This is a genomic window from Proteus mirabilis ATCC 29906, assembly GCF_000160755.1.
GTDB classification, from domain to species: Bacteria; Pseudomonadota; Gammaproteobacteria; order Enterobacterales; family Enterobacteriaceae; genus Proteus; species Proteus mirabilis.
This window is the reverse complement of the sequence record NZ_GG668576.1, coordinates 1315339-1331443: the sequence shown is the minus strand read 5'-3', so window position 1 is coordinate 1331443 and position 16105 is coordinate 1315339. Positions and strand designations below refer to the sequence as shown.

Sequence of the window (16105 nt, the reverse complement as noted above, 5' to 3'; positions counted from 1 at the left end):
ATTGATTTATAAATAAAAAGAGTCTCGATGTTTTATATCGAGACTCTTTAATTTAAAATTTACGACTTTTACTTAATTAAATAAACTGTTATTGGTATTGCTTGTATAGTCGTTGTTGTAATTAGCGTATTATTATTTTGATATCTAATATTAACACCTAATTGTGGTGTGGCTAATTTCCAAATCCCTTTTACAGTAACTGTACTACTTATTGGTTGAGGATCGGCTGTAAGCCATTGGCGAGAATAAACACTCACTTCAACCTGGTTACCCTTATTATCAATTTGGTCAGCTTCAATACCCTGATATAAATTTAAATCAGGATTAACAATACTTAGCGTTAATTGTTGTTTTTGTTTTTTTACCATTACCATAGTGGGGGAATCACTTGATAATAATAAAGCTTGAGATGAATTGACTTCGGTGGCATTAAAAAAAGCATATCCCTCTTCTTGCGTGATTTTATCTTTTACTGCATGAAGTTGATTATTATGCTGCAATACGGTGTATTCAGGCGCTTTATTATCTTGTGCTTCTATGGCTATTGCATATTCATAATTTGCATTTTTAGGGGCTTTACCGTGAGAGATAACGGCTGTTGCAAACAATTGTTCTGTTTGCTGTGAATTTCTGTCATCAACAGAGTATTGTTTTTGATAACTAAATTCTACCGTTTGCCCTTTAGCTAATTTATACAAGTTACCCGCCGGATCAATTAATGTATCGGCATTATTTAAGGTTAATTGAGTACCGAGTTGGTTCACTTTTTTACCATTAATTATAATTGATTGTAACTTAGGAACAGCAAACTGGAACAGTGTCGTTTCTGTTGTATGTTGTTTATCATTATTTTCAATACCAGAGCCTAATGCGATCACTCTATTATCAAATAAGAAATAGGATTTATTCGCTCTTAGACTTTGTTGTTGATATTTACTGTGACCATGTAATTTCATGGCAAACATACTGTTATTATTTAGTGTATTGGCACCAGAATAACGTTGTGTTGAAAGCAACATTTCTTCTATGCCTGCACTTGGCAATTGGCTTAGTTTTGCTTCTAGTTCATCATAAGGAAGGTGGATCGTAGTCGTTCCTGGATATCGATTCCAATCCCAACCTGCATGACTAAAACCAGATTTAGTTAAATCCGCAGGAATAATTTCAAGTTGCCCATATTGCAAGTAACGACCATAACGGTTGTTATTCTCATAACTTTCATTACCCACTAAATAACGACTAAAACCACGAGCGATAGCAAGCCAGCTTTGCTGTGGCGCTGTTATTGATGCTCTACGCTGGATTGCCATTGAAGCATAATTCATTGCCCATGCACCTACCGGTTCATTTTCTGCTTTAATACCTTCAAAGCTATCTTTGTTTGCTAATTTTGCATAAGCGGCTGCTAATGTAGTATCTAGCTCTTGTTTACCATCGGGCGTACCTGCAAGAGCCATCCATTTGAAGGGATCAATACTTATTTTATGTAACCCCGTAGGATGTCTGCCACTTAATACCAGAGGAATTTGTGTTTCTTTGGTATAGATACGCATTTTTAATAATACATCTTTTAAGCGTGCATGTGCTGGTGATGAAAGACGAAAAGGGGAATGAGTTAAGGCATAAACACTAGGCGCTAAGCCACCAAATGCATCTTTGGCATAAGCTGGATAATGTTGTGAATGGTGAAAAATAGAGCCATCAGATTTAAAGCCACCAGCGACACCTTTAGAACTAAGAATGGTTTTGTTTAGCCAACTTTGCAATTGTGCTAAGGCTTGTTGGCGCTGTTGATAATCTGGCAACATCAATAAACTTTTTATCATCCACTGTAATTGGGTATTGAGAATATCGACATTTGCATCAACGATTTCATTATCTTTTTCAAATATGCGCCCTGTTGCGTTATACCACATCATGGCTTGTTGTGTCGGTGCTAACAGATTATGTTTTGCTAGAATATGGCGACCAATAAACCATGCATCAAAAAGCTCTCTTGTTTGATAACCTACGTGAGTAATAATTTGGTAACCACTCCCCCGTGTGAAACCTTGTTCAAGAACGTAACGAGTGCCTAATAAATAGAGCGTTTCTAATTTTTTTCTATCGATTGCTGATAAGGAGTGACTACGCAAGTAAATCGCTGTTTGAAGAAGCGTTTTGCCTACATCTCTTAGCATGTTGGCATCAAGTAATGCTTTTTGGGTTTCTTCACTAAAGACCCCCTCGACTTTGATAAAATTCTGGCGATTAGGATGATCAAGGGCTTTTGCGGTTATTGAGCCATCAGCATGTTGTTCTAAGGCTAATTTTTTCCATAATGCTAAATTTTTGTCGATCATTTCAGCGGTGATTTTTTTATCACGACTGACACCTTGATAGTATTCAAAACGTTGATAAATAGATGCCACTTCAGGCTGATCATCACGAAACTCAGTCGCAAAATTTAATGTAGGATAATGCGCTGTGAACATTTGATCGTACATCAATAATGCACTCCAATTTTTACTCACCATTGTATTTACTGCATTATTAACATATGGAATTTGATAGTCAGGAATAGGCCAACGATTATCTAAAGGTACGCTCATAATTATTTGATCAAAAAAAAGCGTACCTGCTTGATCTGGTGCAGTAATGACTAATTTATCTAATTTGCCTGTTGCTGAGCCTTTCATATCACGAAAAGGAACTGCAATACCTCGCCAACCTGTGAAATTCAGTTCCGTTTTAAAACTTAATGCTACTTGATTATTTTGTTTAAATTGTAATGTAAGGGGCGTTGACTGTGGTTTTTCATTGTAAATCCACATCATAAAAGTGAGTGGTGTTGCTGTATTTTTATCATCTTGATAATTAACTTCATTATTAAGTGTTAATGTTGATTGGGGTTGATACTGCCATTTGAGTGACTGTACGCCATCTTTAGCATGCTCTTTACTTAGTGATAGCTGATGGTCATTTGAGGTGCTCAAGGTATTTGGCATTTCATCTTCAAAAAGATAAAGATCGCCAAAAGGTTCATGAGAAAGAGAAGGTAATGCTTGTGCGGGTAAGGATAAGCAGAAACTTAGTGTAATCGCATAAGCTAAAGAATTTTTTATTAGCATAATCAGATTTCCTGCAAAATAAAAAAGGAACGCGAATGCGCTCCTTTAAAGGTTTAATCAAGAGAGAGGAGAGAGTTTAATTTCTTGTGGAATGCCAAAGTAACTGGTGAAAATAAGTTCGGTATTATCCCCAGAAACGTTATATTTTACCTCACTGTCTTGAGCTGTGGGTTGCCATTTCCCTTTCACTGTCACATTAATGGTGACGGGGGTTGCCGCTTTTTGGCGAGTCATATTTAAATCAGGTGTTACAGCACTCACCGTCAGTATATTTCCTTCCTGATGTGTCATAACAATGGACGGCTTATCGACTTTTTTGATCCATTTATCGTCAATGACTGCTGGTTGATAAAATGCATAACCTGTTATTTGACTGAGTTTATCGTAAATAATATGTACATCTTTATCTTTACGAATAACTTGGTATAACCCATTGTTAGCACGGAATTTCTCGGCTAATTGCGCCATTTTTTCCGGTGTTGCATCTAAGAAAACCATGTACTCATAACTATGATCTTTGGGTTGAATACCGTGGTCGATCCATGCGGAGCTAAAATTTCCTTGCGTGGGTTGACGATTTTTATTTTCAGCCGAAGTCTGGTGTTGGCGGCTGACATTCACTTTTTCTGCTTGAGTAATTAAATAACCGTTACCATTACTATCGATTATCCAATCTCCTTGTTTTAGCGTAGTTTGATAAGGAAAACCTTCTATTTTTTGGCCATTAATCCAAATAGTGTTTAACTCAGGCGTAATAGCATGTTGGAATAACGTTGTTTCCACAGGGTGATCTTTATCGCTGCTATTAATATTGCTACCGACAAAAATTAAATGGTTATCCGCCGCTAAGACGGTTTTTTTAGCGGTAAAGTTAGCATCAAAACGCGCAAGATTAGCGGGATAAAGAAGATCAAACGCCATCATGCCATATTTTCCTTCAAGGGCTGATGTGCCGCTAAATCCTCGCTCACCTCGTTGCATCAAGGTGTGTGGGTTAGGGCTATCAAGTTCTTTAAGCGGAAGATGAATGGTTGTGGCGCCAGGCATTCTATTCCAATCCCAGCCTTCTTGCTGATAGCCTTGTGAAAGTTGAGAGCCATTGCGAACGATTTGAGCAACACCATGACTTTGATAACGGCCATAACGGTTATCTTTATTGTAAATTTCAGATGACCATACATTGGTATTATAGGCTTTTAATGTCACCATTTTGTCTTGCCAACGGTGAATACCAAAGGCACCACCGTTAAAGGCATAGAACCCTTGAGGAAGGGACGCTGGCGTTATCTCTTCACCAAAAATAGTGGGAGATTCATTTCGCGATTTACCACTAATTGCTAAATAAATAGATGCTAACTGTTTATCTGGCGCTGGTTGGGCAGACATCGCGAGCCAATAGTAACCTTGTGCTATAGATTGTAGGGAAGGTGAGTTAAAGGGGTGTCTTCCCGCTAAAGGTAAGCCAACTTCAGGATTACTATAGATCCATGCTGAAATCATTGCCTTTTTTAGGTTATTCCAGCCACTTTCACCTACAGCAAAAGGTGTTTCTCGTAATAAATAAATCAGCTGTGAGGCATTTTTAAATGCTGGGAAAGAGTAGCCGGGATAATTACCTTCATGTCGCCATGCCGTACCATCAGGACGCAAACCGTCTTTACTCCCCGGTGGTACTTGAGTTAAGGCACCAGTGATATAATGATTAAAAGAATTGACTAAGTTAATACGTTTTTGATCATCGGGTTCAAGTAATAATAGCGCTAAATGTTGACGAGATAAGGTATTAAAATAGTCTAAATCAGAGCTATTTGCGCCAACTTTCATATCAAAACTACTTTTAAATTCTCGTGAATACCAAAGTAGAGAATCATAGACTTCTGTCTGTAGATTAGCTTCTTTTAGTGCATCAGCCATTAATAATGTAGAGATATACCACCAACGTGAACTATATCCCCAGTGGTGAGTGGTTACTAGGGCACTACCTTTGACAAATCCTTGATCTAATAGATGCTTGGTCATCAAGAGGTACATCTGTTTTAGCTGTTCTTTTTGTGTTGGATCTTTTTCGAGCACATAAGCACGGCTAATATTAAACATTAATGTGGTGTAGTTACCAAGAATGACGTAATTATCAAAAAGTTGCTTGTCTTGAGAATTAAGCTGTTCTGGCTGATAGATGATAGTTTGTTTATCGGTGATAAGATGTCGACCTTGCATTCCTCCATCCGAAAGAGGGCGAATATTCAGTGCCTCAAAATCCGTTTTTAGCTTGCTGATATTCTCTTCTAAAGCAAGATTCGTCTCTTTTTCACCACCAACAAATTCATTGATAAGACGTTGGCGAATAAGATCTATCGCAGCTAAATTTTCTGGTGTTACAGGTAATTGAGGTTGTACAGTGTGAAATTCAATTTCCGGCTCTGATAATCGTGTTTTTATTTGATAATCAGACCATTGATAACGGGCGTCATCAATAGAAAACATAATACGGTCGATATAGATTTCACCCTGACTGATATTAGAAGGGGCTTTAAAACGAATGCTGTCGACATTTGCACCTAAAGAGCGACCAATACTATCTTGAGTACCATCGGATGATGTATTTGTTGCATTTAAAGTCATCTCGCGATTTTCAAGATCGTTATTTAAAGAGATACCAATAGCACGCCAGCCAGTGAAATTTAGTTTTACTTTAAAGCCAGCTTGGGCTTCGCTGGTGGCATTGAGCTTTTCCCCTAAATCAACAGTGAGATAACCATCAATAGGTTTTTCGTTGTAAAGCCAAAATGATAAAACAGGTGTAGAAGCGCGTCCCCATGCTTTAGAGGCTTCTTTATCTGTGGGAACTATAAGCTTTTTATGTAAAGTAAAACTACTACCACCTTTCCATTGCCATAAAAGGGATTGGTTTCCCATAATGCTACGTTTATCAGATAAAGTTAGTGTTGAATTTTTATCTGATGAAAAATCAGCTAATGGATCACTTTGTGCAAAATGATAGATTTCTGATTGCATAAGATGATTGGGATCAAATGCAGGATTGCTGGTGGCAGCAATAACATGATAGGGGGTTGATAATAACCCCAATGTCATTGCAAGCGCAGTAAAACGAAATATCGGCATTATATTTTCTCCTTAGAAACGCTGGCTAACAGTAAAGCCGATACGCCCTTCATTGAATTTGTCATAACGCTGATATCCCATTGTTGTACCTAAATTTAACGATTGGGTAATATCAAGGTTTGCACCTAATTCAGCACTAATGATGTCACCACCAACGGTATTTCCTTTAATATCGAAGGTGCTTCCTCCAGTATTAAAATAGGTAAGGCTGTGGCGTTGATTAATATCGTTATTACCTGCAATATCTTTGATATAACGAAGGTTAAGAGAAGGGGTTAATTTGCCATAAGAGGTTTGGTAGTCATTCCATAAAGCAACAGAGCCACCTAATTGATTAACTGCGTAGCGTTGGCCATAAGTACGCATAGATAATGTAGAGCCTGTTTCTTCCCAAGAATCAATATTGAGCCATTGATATTGGTAAGTTAGCATCGGTTTAATATGGATAAAATCAAAATCCAAATAGGTGCCAGCGTTAATCTGATAGCCTAATTGCACACCAGAGTAGTCACCTTTTGCTTTGGTATTTCCTTGCCATCCCGTATTACCACCGATATCCCTCTCACTATCGACAGTGTAATAACCAATATTTAAATTACCGTTTAAGAATAATGTATCACTATACCAACCGGCATAAGACATAAATTCAAAATGGCTAATTTCTTTGCTTGCATTACGTTGTTTAGCATCGGCTTTAGCGTAGTTATATGCTAAAGAAACGCCAATTAGCGCATCTTGATTTATTTCATAATCAGTACCGATTTGAATACCAGTGCGATAAGTATTGTAGCCGTTAATTCCACCTTGTTGACTTTGCGTACCATAACCGTACAGAATATTTGCCCAGCTATTCCAACCTATTTCTCTTTCTTCAATGGGGAGCTGATTATCATAGCGTAAGTAGCGATGAGCAATATTGTTGCGCATATCTTCAACCATGATTAATCCTGCTTGAATATCACTACCGTCAGCAATGGGCGCCAGATCATTTGATAGTGCAGCAATATTATTATCATTATTACCAGCGGCGACTAATAAACTTAATGCTTCATCTGAAATCTGGCTACGTGTATTATTAAATTCATTTAATACTGTTGGAATAATAAATTTAGCTGCTGCTAATCCATTCTCTGTGACATTGCCACGTTCAGCAGCGCTAATAAAATTATCCCCCCCTTCGTAGCTAATACCATAACGCGCAATTAATTGATTACCACTGACACCACCGCTAATATTTGGTGGTGTCGTTTCTAACCATGAATCTGTTTTTTCTAATAAAGGTGAAATATCTGGCGCTATGGCATTTGCATCAGTCACTGTAATGCCCGCTTCATCTTTAATTGCCGAGTCTAAAGCAATTAATACAATATCTTTATTAATGATGTTATCAACACTGGTGCCTTTAAAATCAAGTTTTGCTTGGCTACCTTTTTTAAAGGTGACATCGCCGGTAACATGTAAGATAGTTTCATCAGTATTGGTATTATCATCAAGGCGGAAAATAAGCTGGCTATTTTCCTTATTCATGAAGTTACCTTCCCATTGAATGGTTTTATCTTTACCTTGGATAGTTAAATTGCCATGGTTTTCAATTAAAGGAACACCGGTAATTTTATAGCCGTCAAATAATGCATTTTGTGCTCCTCCCTGATAAGCAAAATTGATTTTGGTATCCACATGATTATTCCCTAAAATATCACCGTGGATCTCGCCATTAACATCACTTCTAAAGCCTGTTTTTAAAGTGCTAAAATCAATCGCTGCGGTTTTTCCTCTGATAATAGCGCCATCTCGGATATAAACACCTGTTCCTCGTTTAGGAAAGTTACCTTCAACTAATATTGCTGTACCATTTTCACTAGTAACGTTAGCGCCATTTAAATTAATATTACTACTAAAAGTAGCTCCCTGATTTATTTTAATTGCATTTGCTCCATTACCAGTAACAGTAATATTTTTTGTAATTGCTTGAGCTTTATATTCTGTTGATGAGCCATTAAATACTACACCGTCACCTTGTGATACATTAACATCTTTATTTATTTGCGCTGTATCGCCATTATTAATGTTTACGGTTTCACAAATGGTTAAAGTACTATCGCAATCAGCCGCTACGGCTGAGCCATATATAGCTGAAAGGACAGCAGCACTTAAAAATAACAAATTTTTATTTTTCATGAGATATAACCTTATGACTATTATATGGTTTTAATTATTAGAAAGTTGCTCTTACCGATACTTTAAAATAATCTTGAGTTGACTTGCTGCCGTTATTTTTATTCTCAACACGCTCATTATAATATTCTGTCATAACACGCCATTGAGGAGATATTTGGTAAGCCATTTGTAAGGTATAACGAGTCATATCTTTATCGATATATTCACCTTTATTTGTTCTGTCTTCTATTTTTCCAAAAATAGACTTACGCATTGAGGGAGAAATAATAACACCGATAGGTGTCGTCCAGTTTACATACATACGTAATTGCTGGTTGTGATTTGTTTCTTTTGTATCATACTCTTCATGTCTTATTGCTTGTTTTCCACCATCAAAATAAGCCACTGTTGTATTGAGATTCGGGGTGATAAAGTAGCGAATACCGGGTTCAATTTCCCAACCTAAATAATCCGTATTAGTGACGCCATTACTTCGTTTGTCCTCTTTTTTTTGTAATCCAAACAAAACACTACCGGTTAAAACCCAGTCTTTATTAATAGGAAATTGATAATTTGTTTTTGATTCATAAAAGTCGATAGTTAAACGGCTACCATTATCATAGTTAGTTAAATCTTGACGTATTTTTAATCCTGGTTGTATCCAACCATTATTTAATTTAAAACGATAACTACCTTGTAAATCATAACGCTGATAACGATTTTTATTGTCATGTTCACGCTGACGAAAACCGACGTCAAAATACCAGTTCGATTTGTCTGGATTAATATTAAAATCAACACGATAACCAGAATAGTTATTCGATGTATCATAATCAGCAGATTCCCACGAGAACATCGCATTAACTGTTGCTGCGTGAGAATGAAAAGAAGTTAAAGCTAAGCCAAAAAGAGGTAAGAAAAGCACAATACGAAGTTTGTTCATGGTCTATATCCAATTCTTTATTCGCTTTTATTTATATCTATTTTTAGATGTAGGACGTCTTCCTTTTATTTTATTAAAAGGATTTTTATATTAGCGAATTAGGTTTATATATAGCGCCATAAGGTTATGGCGCAGATGTTTTTATTATTTTTCTTCACATATTGATATTTTTTTATTTAATTTATTCGTTGTCGCTGTAATAAACTCAGTCGCTCTCCAAGAATCTCCTGTTTTTTCTAACCAAGGGGTTAATTCTTCTTTAATTAATTTATCAATTAAAGGCATATTATCTTTGGCAATATTTTTCATTTGATATGGATCGTTCACATTGTCATATAAAGTATATTTTAATGGTTGCCCATCTTGCCTATCTATCACCAAAGTATGAGTTTTTGTTCTTACACCTCGTTTACCGAATGAAGGTTCACCATAAGGAATAAAAAGATAAAGCTGAGAGTTTGCTGTGTCGCCTTTGCCTGTGATGACTCTATCTGCAAGATCTGTGCCTTCTACTGAATCAGGGATCCATTCTGATAAACCAAGTAACCCTAAAATAGTTGGGTAAATATCAGGTGCTGACATTAATGCATCATCAAAACCTGGTTTGATTTTACCCGGTAAGCGAAACATCATAGGGACACGCATCGATTCTTCATACGGATTATTTTTTGTTGCTTGTCCATTTGATCCTAAGCAACTGCCATGATCAGAGAAGAAAACGACGAGAGTATTATCTGCAAGGCCCTGTTTTTCTAATTCATCGACAATGCGACCAAATTGCTCATCAACACCGTTGACCATTGCCATATATTCTTTGAAATATTGAGGCCCATAACCTTCTTGATATTCACTGTCCCACTGTACATTAGGGCGTGTATTTAACTCTTTTGATGTCTTACCTTGATAAGCATCGAGGTATTTTTTCGGTACTTGATCATAAGGAGAGTGAGGTGGGTTCATTGAAACCACTAATGCAAATGGTTTTGAATTATCTCTAAATTGATTATTTTCATTTTTGAGGAACTTGATTGCCATATCGGCTTCATGTTCAGGCCCCCATTGATCGATATAAATCGGTTTATCACGAGGTGTATCGTTTGCCCAATACATCGGTTTCAAGTGTAAGTCATAAGTACCATAAGAATACCAAAAATCAAAACCATGACGCCTATCTGGAGCAGCCCATTCATTCCAATAACGACCTTCCATTGGATTATTGTAACTTTCAATAAAAGGCTCATAGGGAGCATCAAGGTGCCATTTGCCAATATACCCAGTGCTATAATCTAAGGATTTAAGTACGTCAGACCAGCATTTTGCGTAAGGAGACAAGTCAATACCTACTTTTCCACCGTAATCATGGGCATTACCTGTGATACCATTACGCACAGGGTACTGACCTGTCATAAACATGCCTCGAAAAGGGGAGCATAGAGGGTAATTTGATGCCATTTGTGTCATTACTTTGGCTTGTTTGGCAAATTTATTAAGATTTGGTGTAATCGATGGATCTTCCCCCATAAACTGTAGAGCATGGGCTCGCATTTCATCAGGAAAAACAATTAATAAGTTAGGTGCATTTTCTGGTCGAGTGCGTTTGCTTGCTGTAAAGTCACCTGAAGTAGCAAGAGCAGGTGTAGAAACAGAGATTGCAGCCCCACTGGCGGCAAGACCTTTGATAAAAGTTCTACGGGAAACAGTCATTGCTTCCTCCTATTTTACGTTTGCTTTCGAATTGGTGGTATTTATCTTATTTATACTTTTATGTAAGATCAAAAAGTAAGTTAACGAAAGATCTAGAATTGAAGGAGAGATCACAGAATGGTGTCAAATTGTAAGCAATTTGATAGAGAAAAGTCGGATTCAAATATTGTTAATAATTATGAGTTAATTTATGAAATATTAATAACTGATTGATTTTTAATTAATTTTATATATAAATTGATTTTTGTTATAAATAATACTCATTATCACTGTTCTATATCGTAACTCATTGAAGAATACATATGCGTACTTTTTCTTTCATTTGTTTTCATTATCCACTAATTACCCACCATGCTTTTCCTTGAAATTGAAAATTTTCAACAATATTCATACCTAATTTTTGATGTGCTTTTAGCGAGCGGATGTTTTCACTATTAATAAATGCAATCGGGCGACCACCTTGTAACGCACCAATATATTGGTAAAGCTCGGTTAATAGCGATTTTCCGCGGTATGATTTATCAATACATACAGGACCGTAAAACCAATTATTGTATGTAAGGCTAGGAAAACGTCGATTAATTTCTTGAGCAATAGGTGGAAGAGAAAAAGAACTGACCGGAAAGCTGAAAACAACCGCTATAATCTGTTCTTGGTCAGTTGCGACTATGGCATTGGTACTACTTTGGTACATAGCTTCAACTTTATCGTGTGGATAATCACCATATAATCCACCTTGCTGTGACTGTGAGTTTTCTTGTAGTAATGAAGTCACTGCTTTGATATCAGCGAAGGTCATTTTTCGTAATGGATAACTCATGTTGTGTCTCTTTTAGTCATGGAGAATTATGTCATTATAGGAAAAATGTCACTATCACAAAAGGGAATAAAAACAGAAGATAAGCTTATCTTTTTAATAAGTGTTATGCATTTATTTTATTTAGAAAAATATTGTTAAGCAGCAATAAGGATACTACTGCTTAAATAATAAAAAACTTTCTTATTAAGAGGTGAGGTTAATTAATAAGATCACCAGCCATAAGCTAATCCGCCGCCAAAAATAAGCTCTTGTTCACTATTAATTGATGAGTTAAATCGAAATGCTATATCATTATTTGGCTGATATTGGATACCTCCAGCAAGTGCTATGCCAGTACGATAATTACTAATACCGAGGCCACCACTAAAAGTATGATGAGTAAGATAAGGAATATTGCTCATGGCAATTGAGGAAGCAATACCTGCATAGACTTTTTTTTCTAATGAAATAACTTTTTTATCAAGTGCTTCAATTGCATCGGTAATTGATGCTTGGCGTCTTCGATAATAATCATCAAACTCATGAATGGTTTTTTTGATGGTGTTTAAGTTATTATTAGTTTGATTTCTAAAAACATTTATTTGGCTATCAGTTAACCTTTTATTTTTACTAAGTAGTGCTTTTGTTTGTGCCAGATTGACTGCATCAGTATTATTTTTACCTTCACTGACATTGGTGAGTCGTGCTGTTTGTTTCTCTTCACTATTACCAAATGAAACCGTATTTTCCTCATTGGCTAATGCACCATAACCAATAGCAACCGAACGAGTATTGGTGGCTTGGCTATTGATACCTATAGCAGTGGCACCGCTGCCGGATGCTTGACTATTGTCACCGAGTGAAAAACGGGCAAGATTATCATGGTTGGGAGTTAGTGAATTATCTATATTTGATGTTGGTAAGGTATTAGCGTAAGAGAGAGTAGGGAATAAAAAAGACACTAAAAATATTTTTTTTAATAGCATGTTATTCGTCCTGTAATGGATAACAGAGTTGCCAATAAATGCTAAATGATTCTTTTTCTCATCACAATCTAGAATAAATGAAATCACTCTTAAAATTAATTTTGTTTAATATAGCATGCTATTTAATTTATTTTTATTAATTATTATTTATTCTATTTTTAATAAAACCGCACCTTATATAAGATGCAGTTTTAAATAATATGTTAATGGCTCTTTTTTCTAAAAGCGAATGCAACTGAAAGTGCTTGTAGTAAACATAATGTTGAGGTTTGAGAACGAAACATTTTTATTTGTGCTTCTTTTACAGTTAAACAAACATCACTTAGACTTGCTAATGGGCTTATGGGGCTATCTGTTACAATAATTTGTTTAGCCTCTTTATAAGCAGCAATCTCACACATTTTTTGCATTTCTTCTGAATAAGGGTGGAAATGGATGCCAAACAGCACATCTCTATGTGTAATATTCCTAAGTTGTTCTTTATACATTCCCCCTAGGCAATTAACAAAGACGGTTTCACAAGGGATATGAGAAAGCGCGTGAAAAAAATAGCTCGCAGCACTAAAAGAATGGTGAAAACCACCTATATAGATAGTTTCTGCATACTCAAGTAGTTGTATAGTTTTATTTAACATATCCTTATGGGTTTGATGAGCTAACTGTTGCAAAGCGTGGCTATTGGCTTGTGCAAACTCTTGCAGAATATAATCTGGCTCATTTAAGTTTGGTGGTTCCTTTTTGTATTGCTGCTTATAGGTTAATTTTTCATTATCCATTTCACCCATTAAATGACGTTGAAATAAAAGTTTCATTTCATTAAATCCTTTGAAATGAAATGCATTGGCAAAACGGATTAATGTTGATGGAGGAACATTTGCTTTATCTGCAAGGATCGCGATTGTATCAAATGCTACACTGTTTTTATTATCCAAAAGATAATGTGCAACCTGCTGTAGCCTTTTACTTAATCCATTATAGCGGGAGCGAACTTGTTCCTGTAGTTCATTCAGATTTGTTGCAGTAGACATAGTGCCCTCAATAAAAATACGGCTACAATTGTAGTGTTTTTTCAAGTCAAATTGAATGTTTTTAGTTAATAACTATTAAAATGAAATCATGAGTTAATTTTAATTAAATAAATAACCTAAAGGTAATTATTCAATGTTAAAATCTCTATTCGTGTTAAAAGTAAGATGGTTTATTATCATAATGTGAAACTATTTTTTTGAGTTTAACTTTGGGTGAAATAATTATTTCAAGTCTAAAGTAAAACCCATTATATTATTTTAAGTCTTATGGTGGGCTATTTTTTATTTGTGATTGTGTTTTTTAATTCATTTTAAATTTAATTTATTACCATATTTTAAGTTGTTTTGTTGGTGTTTATTACTAATTTAAAATAGATTAGTGTTTTTGTGCGCAATGGCTAATATTTATAATAGGTTACTTGCCTTATTAGATAATAATAGTAATTTATTGCTATCTTTATTTTAAATTATTTTGAAGGCTTAGATTGTTGTATGGATAGTGAGGATGTTTGGTTTTATTTCTTGATGTGTTATTTTCATGAACACTATTCTGAACTTATTTCAGTTATTTTTATTATTAGCTTTATTGGAATTATTTGGGGTATTATTCATGAAATGCGCTGGCTATCTGTTTTTTTTACACTACCGCTGTTAATTTTTGTGGTTGGACTCATTTTTTCTAATTCTTGAGTTTAGGCGATGTTAAGTAAATCATATATAGCTTTGTAAATTTTTTCGATATTAAAATTAACTGACTCGCCTATTTATTCTCATTTCATTTCGCTACTTTTCTTTTATCGTAACAATATTAATACAGTAATAATATTAAGTTAATTTTTTGTTACACCTTCGACTTTACTGTTACATAAATCGCCTATATACTGTTTTTTGTATATATTATAATCAATAATTATATTGATAAATTAATCAATAAGGCAACTAATAAGCGATAATGACTCATTGATTATTATTGAAAAAGATAAACAAATAATTTGTTGAATTTTAGACTAACATTTTATATTTAATCTACTAATATAGTTAACGGCTTGTTAATAAAATATCGATTGAGGATCATTATGCAGTGGCGGAATACATCTACTCGCTATGGGCACTTGTCGCTTCTTTTACATTGGGGGACAGCATTAACCGTCTATGGCATGTTTGCCCTAGGATTGTGGATGGTAAATTTAGGCTATTACGATAGCTGGTATCATTCAGCCCCTGAAATACATAAAAGTATAGGGATAATTCTATTTATTGTTCTTCTTTTCCGAGCAATTTGGCGTTGGATTTCTCCTCCACCAACAGCATTATCCAGCTATAGTCGACTTACTCGCATTAGTGCCCATGTGGCTCATATGCTGTTATATCTAATTTTATTTGCCATCATTATAAGTGGCTATTTAATTTCTACTGCTGATGGTCAGCCAATATCTGTATTCGATTGGTTCTCAGTACCTGCTGTTTTCACAGGGGAAGGGGAACAAGCTGATTTAGCCGGTGATGTACATCTTTATTTAGCCTGGGCGGTTGTTGTGTTATCGCTATTACATGCCGCGGGTGCATTAAAACATCACTTTATAGATAAAGATATTACATTGAAACGTATGCTTGGCATAAAAACACAATAATTAAATTTATATTACCCTGTTAATAACAATATTATGGAGAGAACAATGTTTAAGAAGGCGTTATTGAGTTTAACTGCAGGTGCATTATTATTTAATGCTAGTTCAGCATTAGCGGCTGATTATCAAATTGATAAACAAGGGCAACATGCTTTTGTGCAATTTCGTATCCAACACTTAGGTTATAGCTGGTTATACGGCACATTTAAAGATTTTGATGGAAGCTTCACTTACGATAAAGAAGATCCTTCAAAAGATAAAGTCGATGTTGTGATTAAAACGGGTAGTTTAGATACTAATCACGCTGAACGTGACAAACACTTACGTAGTGCTGATTTTTTTAACGTCAGTAAATATCCTGAAGCTAAGTTTGTCTCAACCAAAGTGACTCGTGATGGTGAAAATTATACGGTGACGGGTGATTTAACACTTAATGGCGTTACAAAACCAATTTCACTAAATGCAAAATTAATTGGTGAAGGTACTGATCCGTGGAAAGGGTATCGCGCTGGTTTTGAAGCAACAGGTAAAGTTAATCTGAAAGAGTTTAACTTTAAATCAGATTTAGGACCAAAATCGCAAGAAGCAGAATTAATCATCTCTGTTGAAGGTGTGAAAAAAAATTAA

Annotated in this window: 10 protein-coding genes; 2 read left to right on the top strand and 8 right to left on the bottom strand. The window is 35.4% G+C overall.

What is annotated here, in order from left to right:
- Positions 1–68: 68 nt before the first annotated feature.
- The 8 genes from HMPREF0693_RS05975 to HMPREF0693_RS05940 form a co-directional block, all read right to left on the bottom strand.
- The gene (locus tag HMPREF0693_RS05975) at positions 69–3110 is read right to left on the bottom strand and encodes a chondroitinase family polysaccharide lyase (protein ID WP_004244196.1); all 3042 of its coding nucleotides are present in this window, start codon (positions 3108–3110) and stop codon (positions 69–71) included.
- Between the two features lie 57 nt (positions 3111–3167).
- Entirely contained in the window at positions 3168–6233 is a 3066-nt protein-coding gene (locus tag HMPREF0693_RS05970) for a chondroitinase family polysaccharide lyase (RefSeq protein WP_004244194.1), read from the bottom strand.
- Between the two features lie 12 nt (positions 6234–6245).
- Positions 6246–8411, bottom strand: coding sequence for an autotransporter family protein (locus HMPREF0693_RS05965; RefSeq protein ID WP_004244193.1), 2166 nt, complete (start codon positions 8409–8411; stop codon positions 6246–6248).
- Between the two features lie 37 nt (positions 8412–8448).
- The gene (locus tag HMPREF0693_RS05960) at positions 8449–9333 is read right to left on the bottom strand and encodes an OmpG porin family protein (protein ID WP_004244192.1); all 885 of its coding nucleotides are present in this window, start codon (positions 9331–9333) and stop codon (positions 8449–8451) included.
- A gap of 144 nt (positions 9334–9477) precedes the next feature.
- Complete coding sequence (locus tag HMPREF0693_RS05955) at positions 9478–11037, bottom strand: sulfatase-like hydrolase/transferase (RefSeq protein ID WP_004244191.1); 1560 nt, start codon at positions 11035–11037, stop codon at positions 9478–9480.
- Positions 11038–11368: 331 nt separating this feature from the next.
- The gene (locus HMPREF0693_RS05950) at positions 11369–11857 is read right to left on the bottom strand and encodes a GNAT family N-acetyltransferase (protein ID WP_004250320.1); all 489 of its coding nucleotides are present in this window, start codon (positions 11855–11857) and stop codon (positions 11369–11371) included.
- Positions 11858–12066: 209 nt separating this feature from the next.
- Complete coding sequence (aipA, locus tag HMPREF0693_RS05945; protein ID WP_004248607.1) at positions 12067–12822, bottom strand: trimeric autotransporter adhesin AipA; 756 nt, start codon at positions 12820–12822, stop codon at positions 12067–12069.
- Between the two features lie 203 nt (positions 12823–13025).
- Positions 13026–13850, bottom strand: a complete 825-nt coding sequence (locus HMPREF0693_RS05940; RefSeq protein WP_004244186.1) for a MurR/RpiR family transcriptional regulator — start codon at positions 13848–13850, stop codon at positions 13026–13028.
- A gap of 1076 nt (positions 13851–14926) precedes the next feature.
- Between HMPREF0693_RS05940 and HMPREF0693_RS05930 the strand changes: the two genes are divergently transcribed.
- Both HMPREF0693_RS05930 and HMPREF0693_RS05925 read left to right on the top strand, forming a co-directional pair.
- Entirely contained in the window at positions 14927–15481 is a 555-nt protein-coding gene (locus HMPREF0693_RS05930; RefSeq protein ID WP_004244184.1) for a cytochrome b, read from the top strand.
- Positions 15482–15526: 45 nt separating this feature from the next.
- Positions 15527–16105 (top strand): YceI family protein, encoded by a 579-nt coding sequence (locus HMPREF0693_RS05925; protein ID WP_004248606.1) that lies wholly within the window; start codon positions 15527–15529, stop codon positions 16103–16105.

What these genes read in the sequence shown, in the direction of transcription:
- HMPREF0693_RS05955 (WP_004244191.1), bottom strand. Translation starts at nt 11,037, where the DNA reads ATGACTGTTTCCCGTAGAACTTTTATCAAAGGTCTTGCCGCCAGTGGG.
- aipA (WP_004248607.1), bottom strand. Translation starts at nt 12,822, where the DNA reads ATGCTATTAAAAAAAATATTTTTAGTGTCTTTTTTATTCCCTACTCTC.
- HMPREF0693_RS05930 (WP_004244184.1), top strand. Translation starts at nt 14,927, where the DNA reads ATGCAGTGGCGGAATACATCTACTCGCTATGGGCACTTGTCGCTTCTT.
- HMPREF0693_RS05975 (WP_004244196.1), bottom strand. Translation starts at nt 3,110, where the DNA reads ATGCTAATAAAAAATTCTTTAGCTTATGCGATTACACTAAGTTTCTGC.
- HMPREF0693_RS05970 (WP_004244194.1), bottom strand. Translation starts at nt 6,233, where the DNA reads ATGCCGATATTTCGTTTTACTGCGCTTGCAATGACATTGGGGTTATTA.
- HMPREF0693_RS05965 (WP_004244193.1), bottom strand. Translation starts at nt 8,411, where the DNA reads ATGAAAAATAAAAATTTGTTATTTTTAAGTGCTGCTGTCCTTTCAGCT.
- HMPREF0693_RS05940 (WP_004244186.1), bottom strand. Translation starts at nt 13,850, where the DNA reads ATGTCTACTGCAACAAATCTGAATGAACTACAGGAACAAGTTCGCTCC.
- HMPREF0693_RS05925 (WP_004248606.1), top strand. Translation starts at nt 15,527, where the DNA reads ATGTTTAAGAAGGCGTTATTGAGTTTAACTGCAGGTGCATTATTATTT.
- HMPREF0693_RS05960 (WP_004244192.1), bottom strand. Translation starts at nt 9,333, where the DNA reads ATGAACAAACTTCGTATTGTGCTTTTCTTACCTCTTTTTGGCTTAGCT.
- HMPREF0693_RS05950 (WP_004250320.1), bottom strand. Translation starts at nt 11,857, where the DNA reads ATGAGTTATCCATTACGAAAAATGACCTTCGCTGATATCAAAGCAGTG.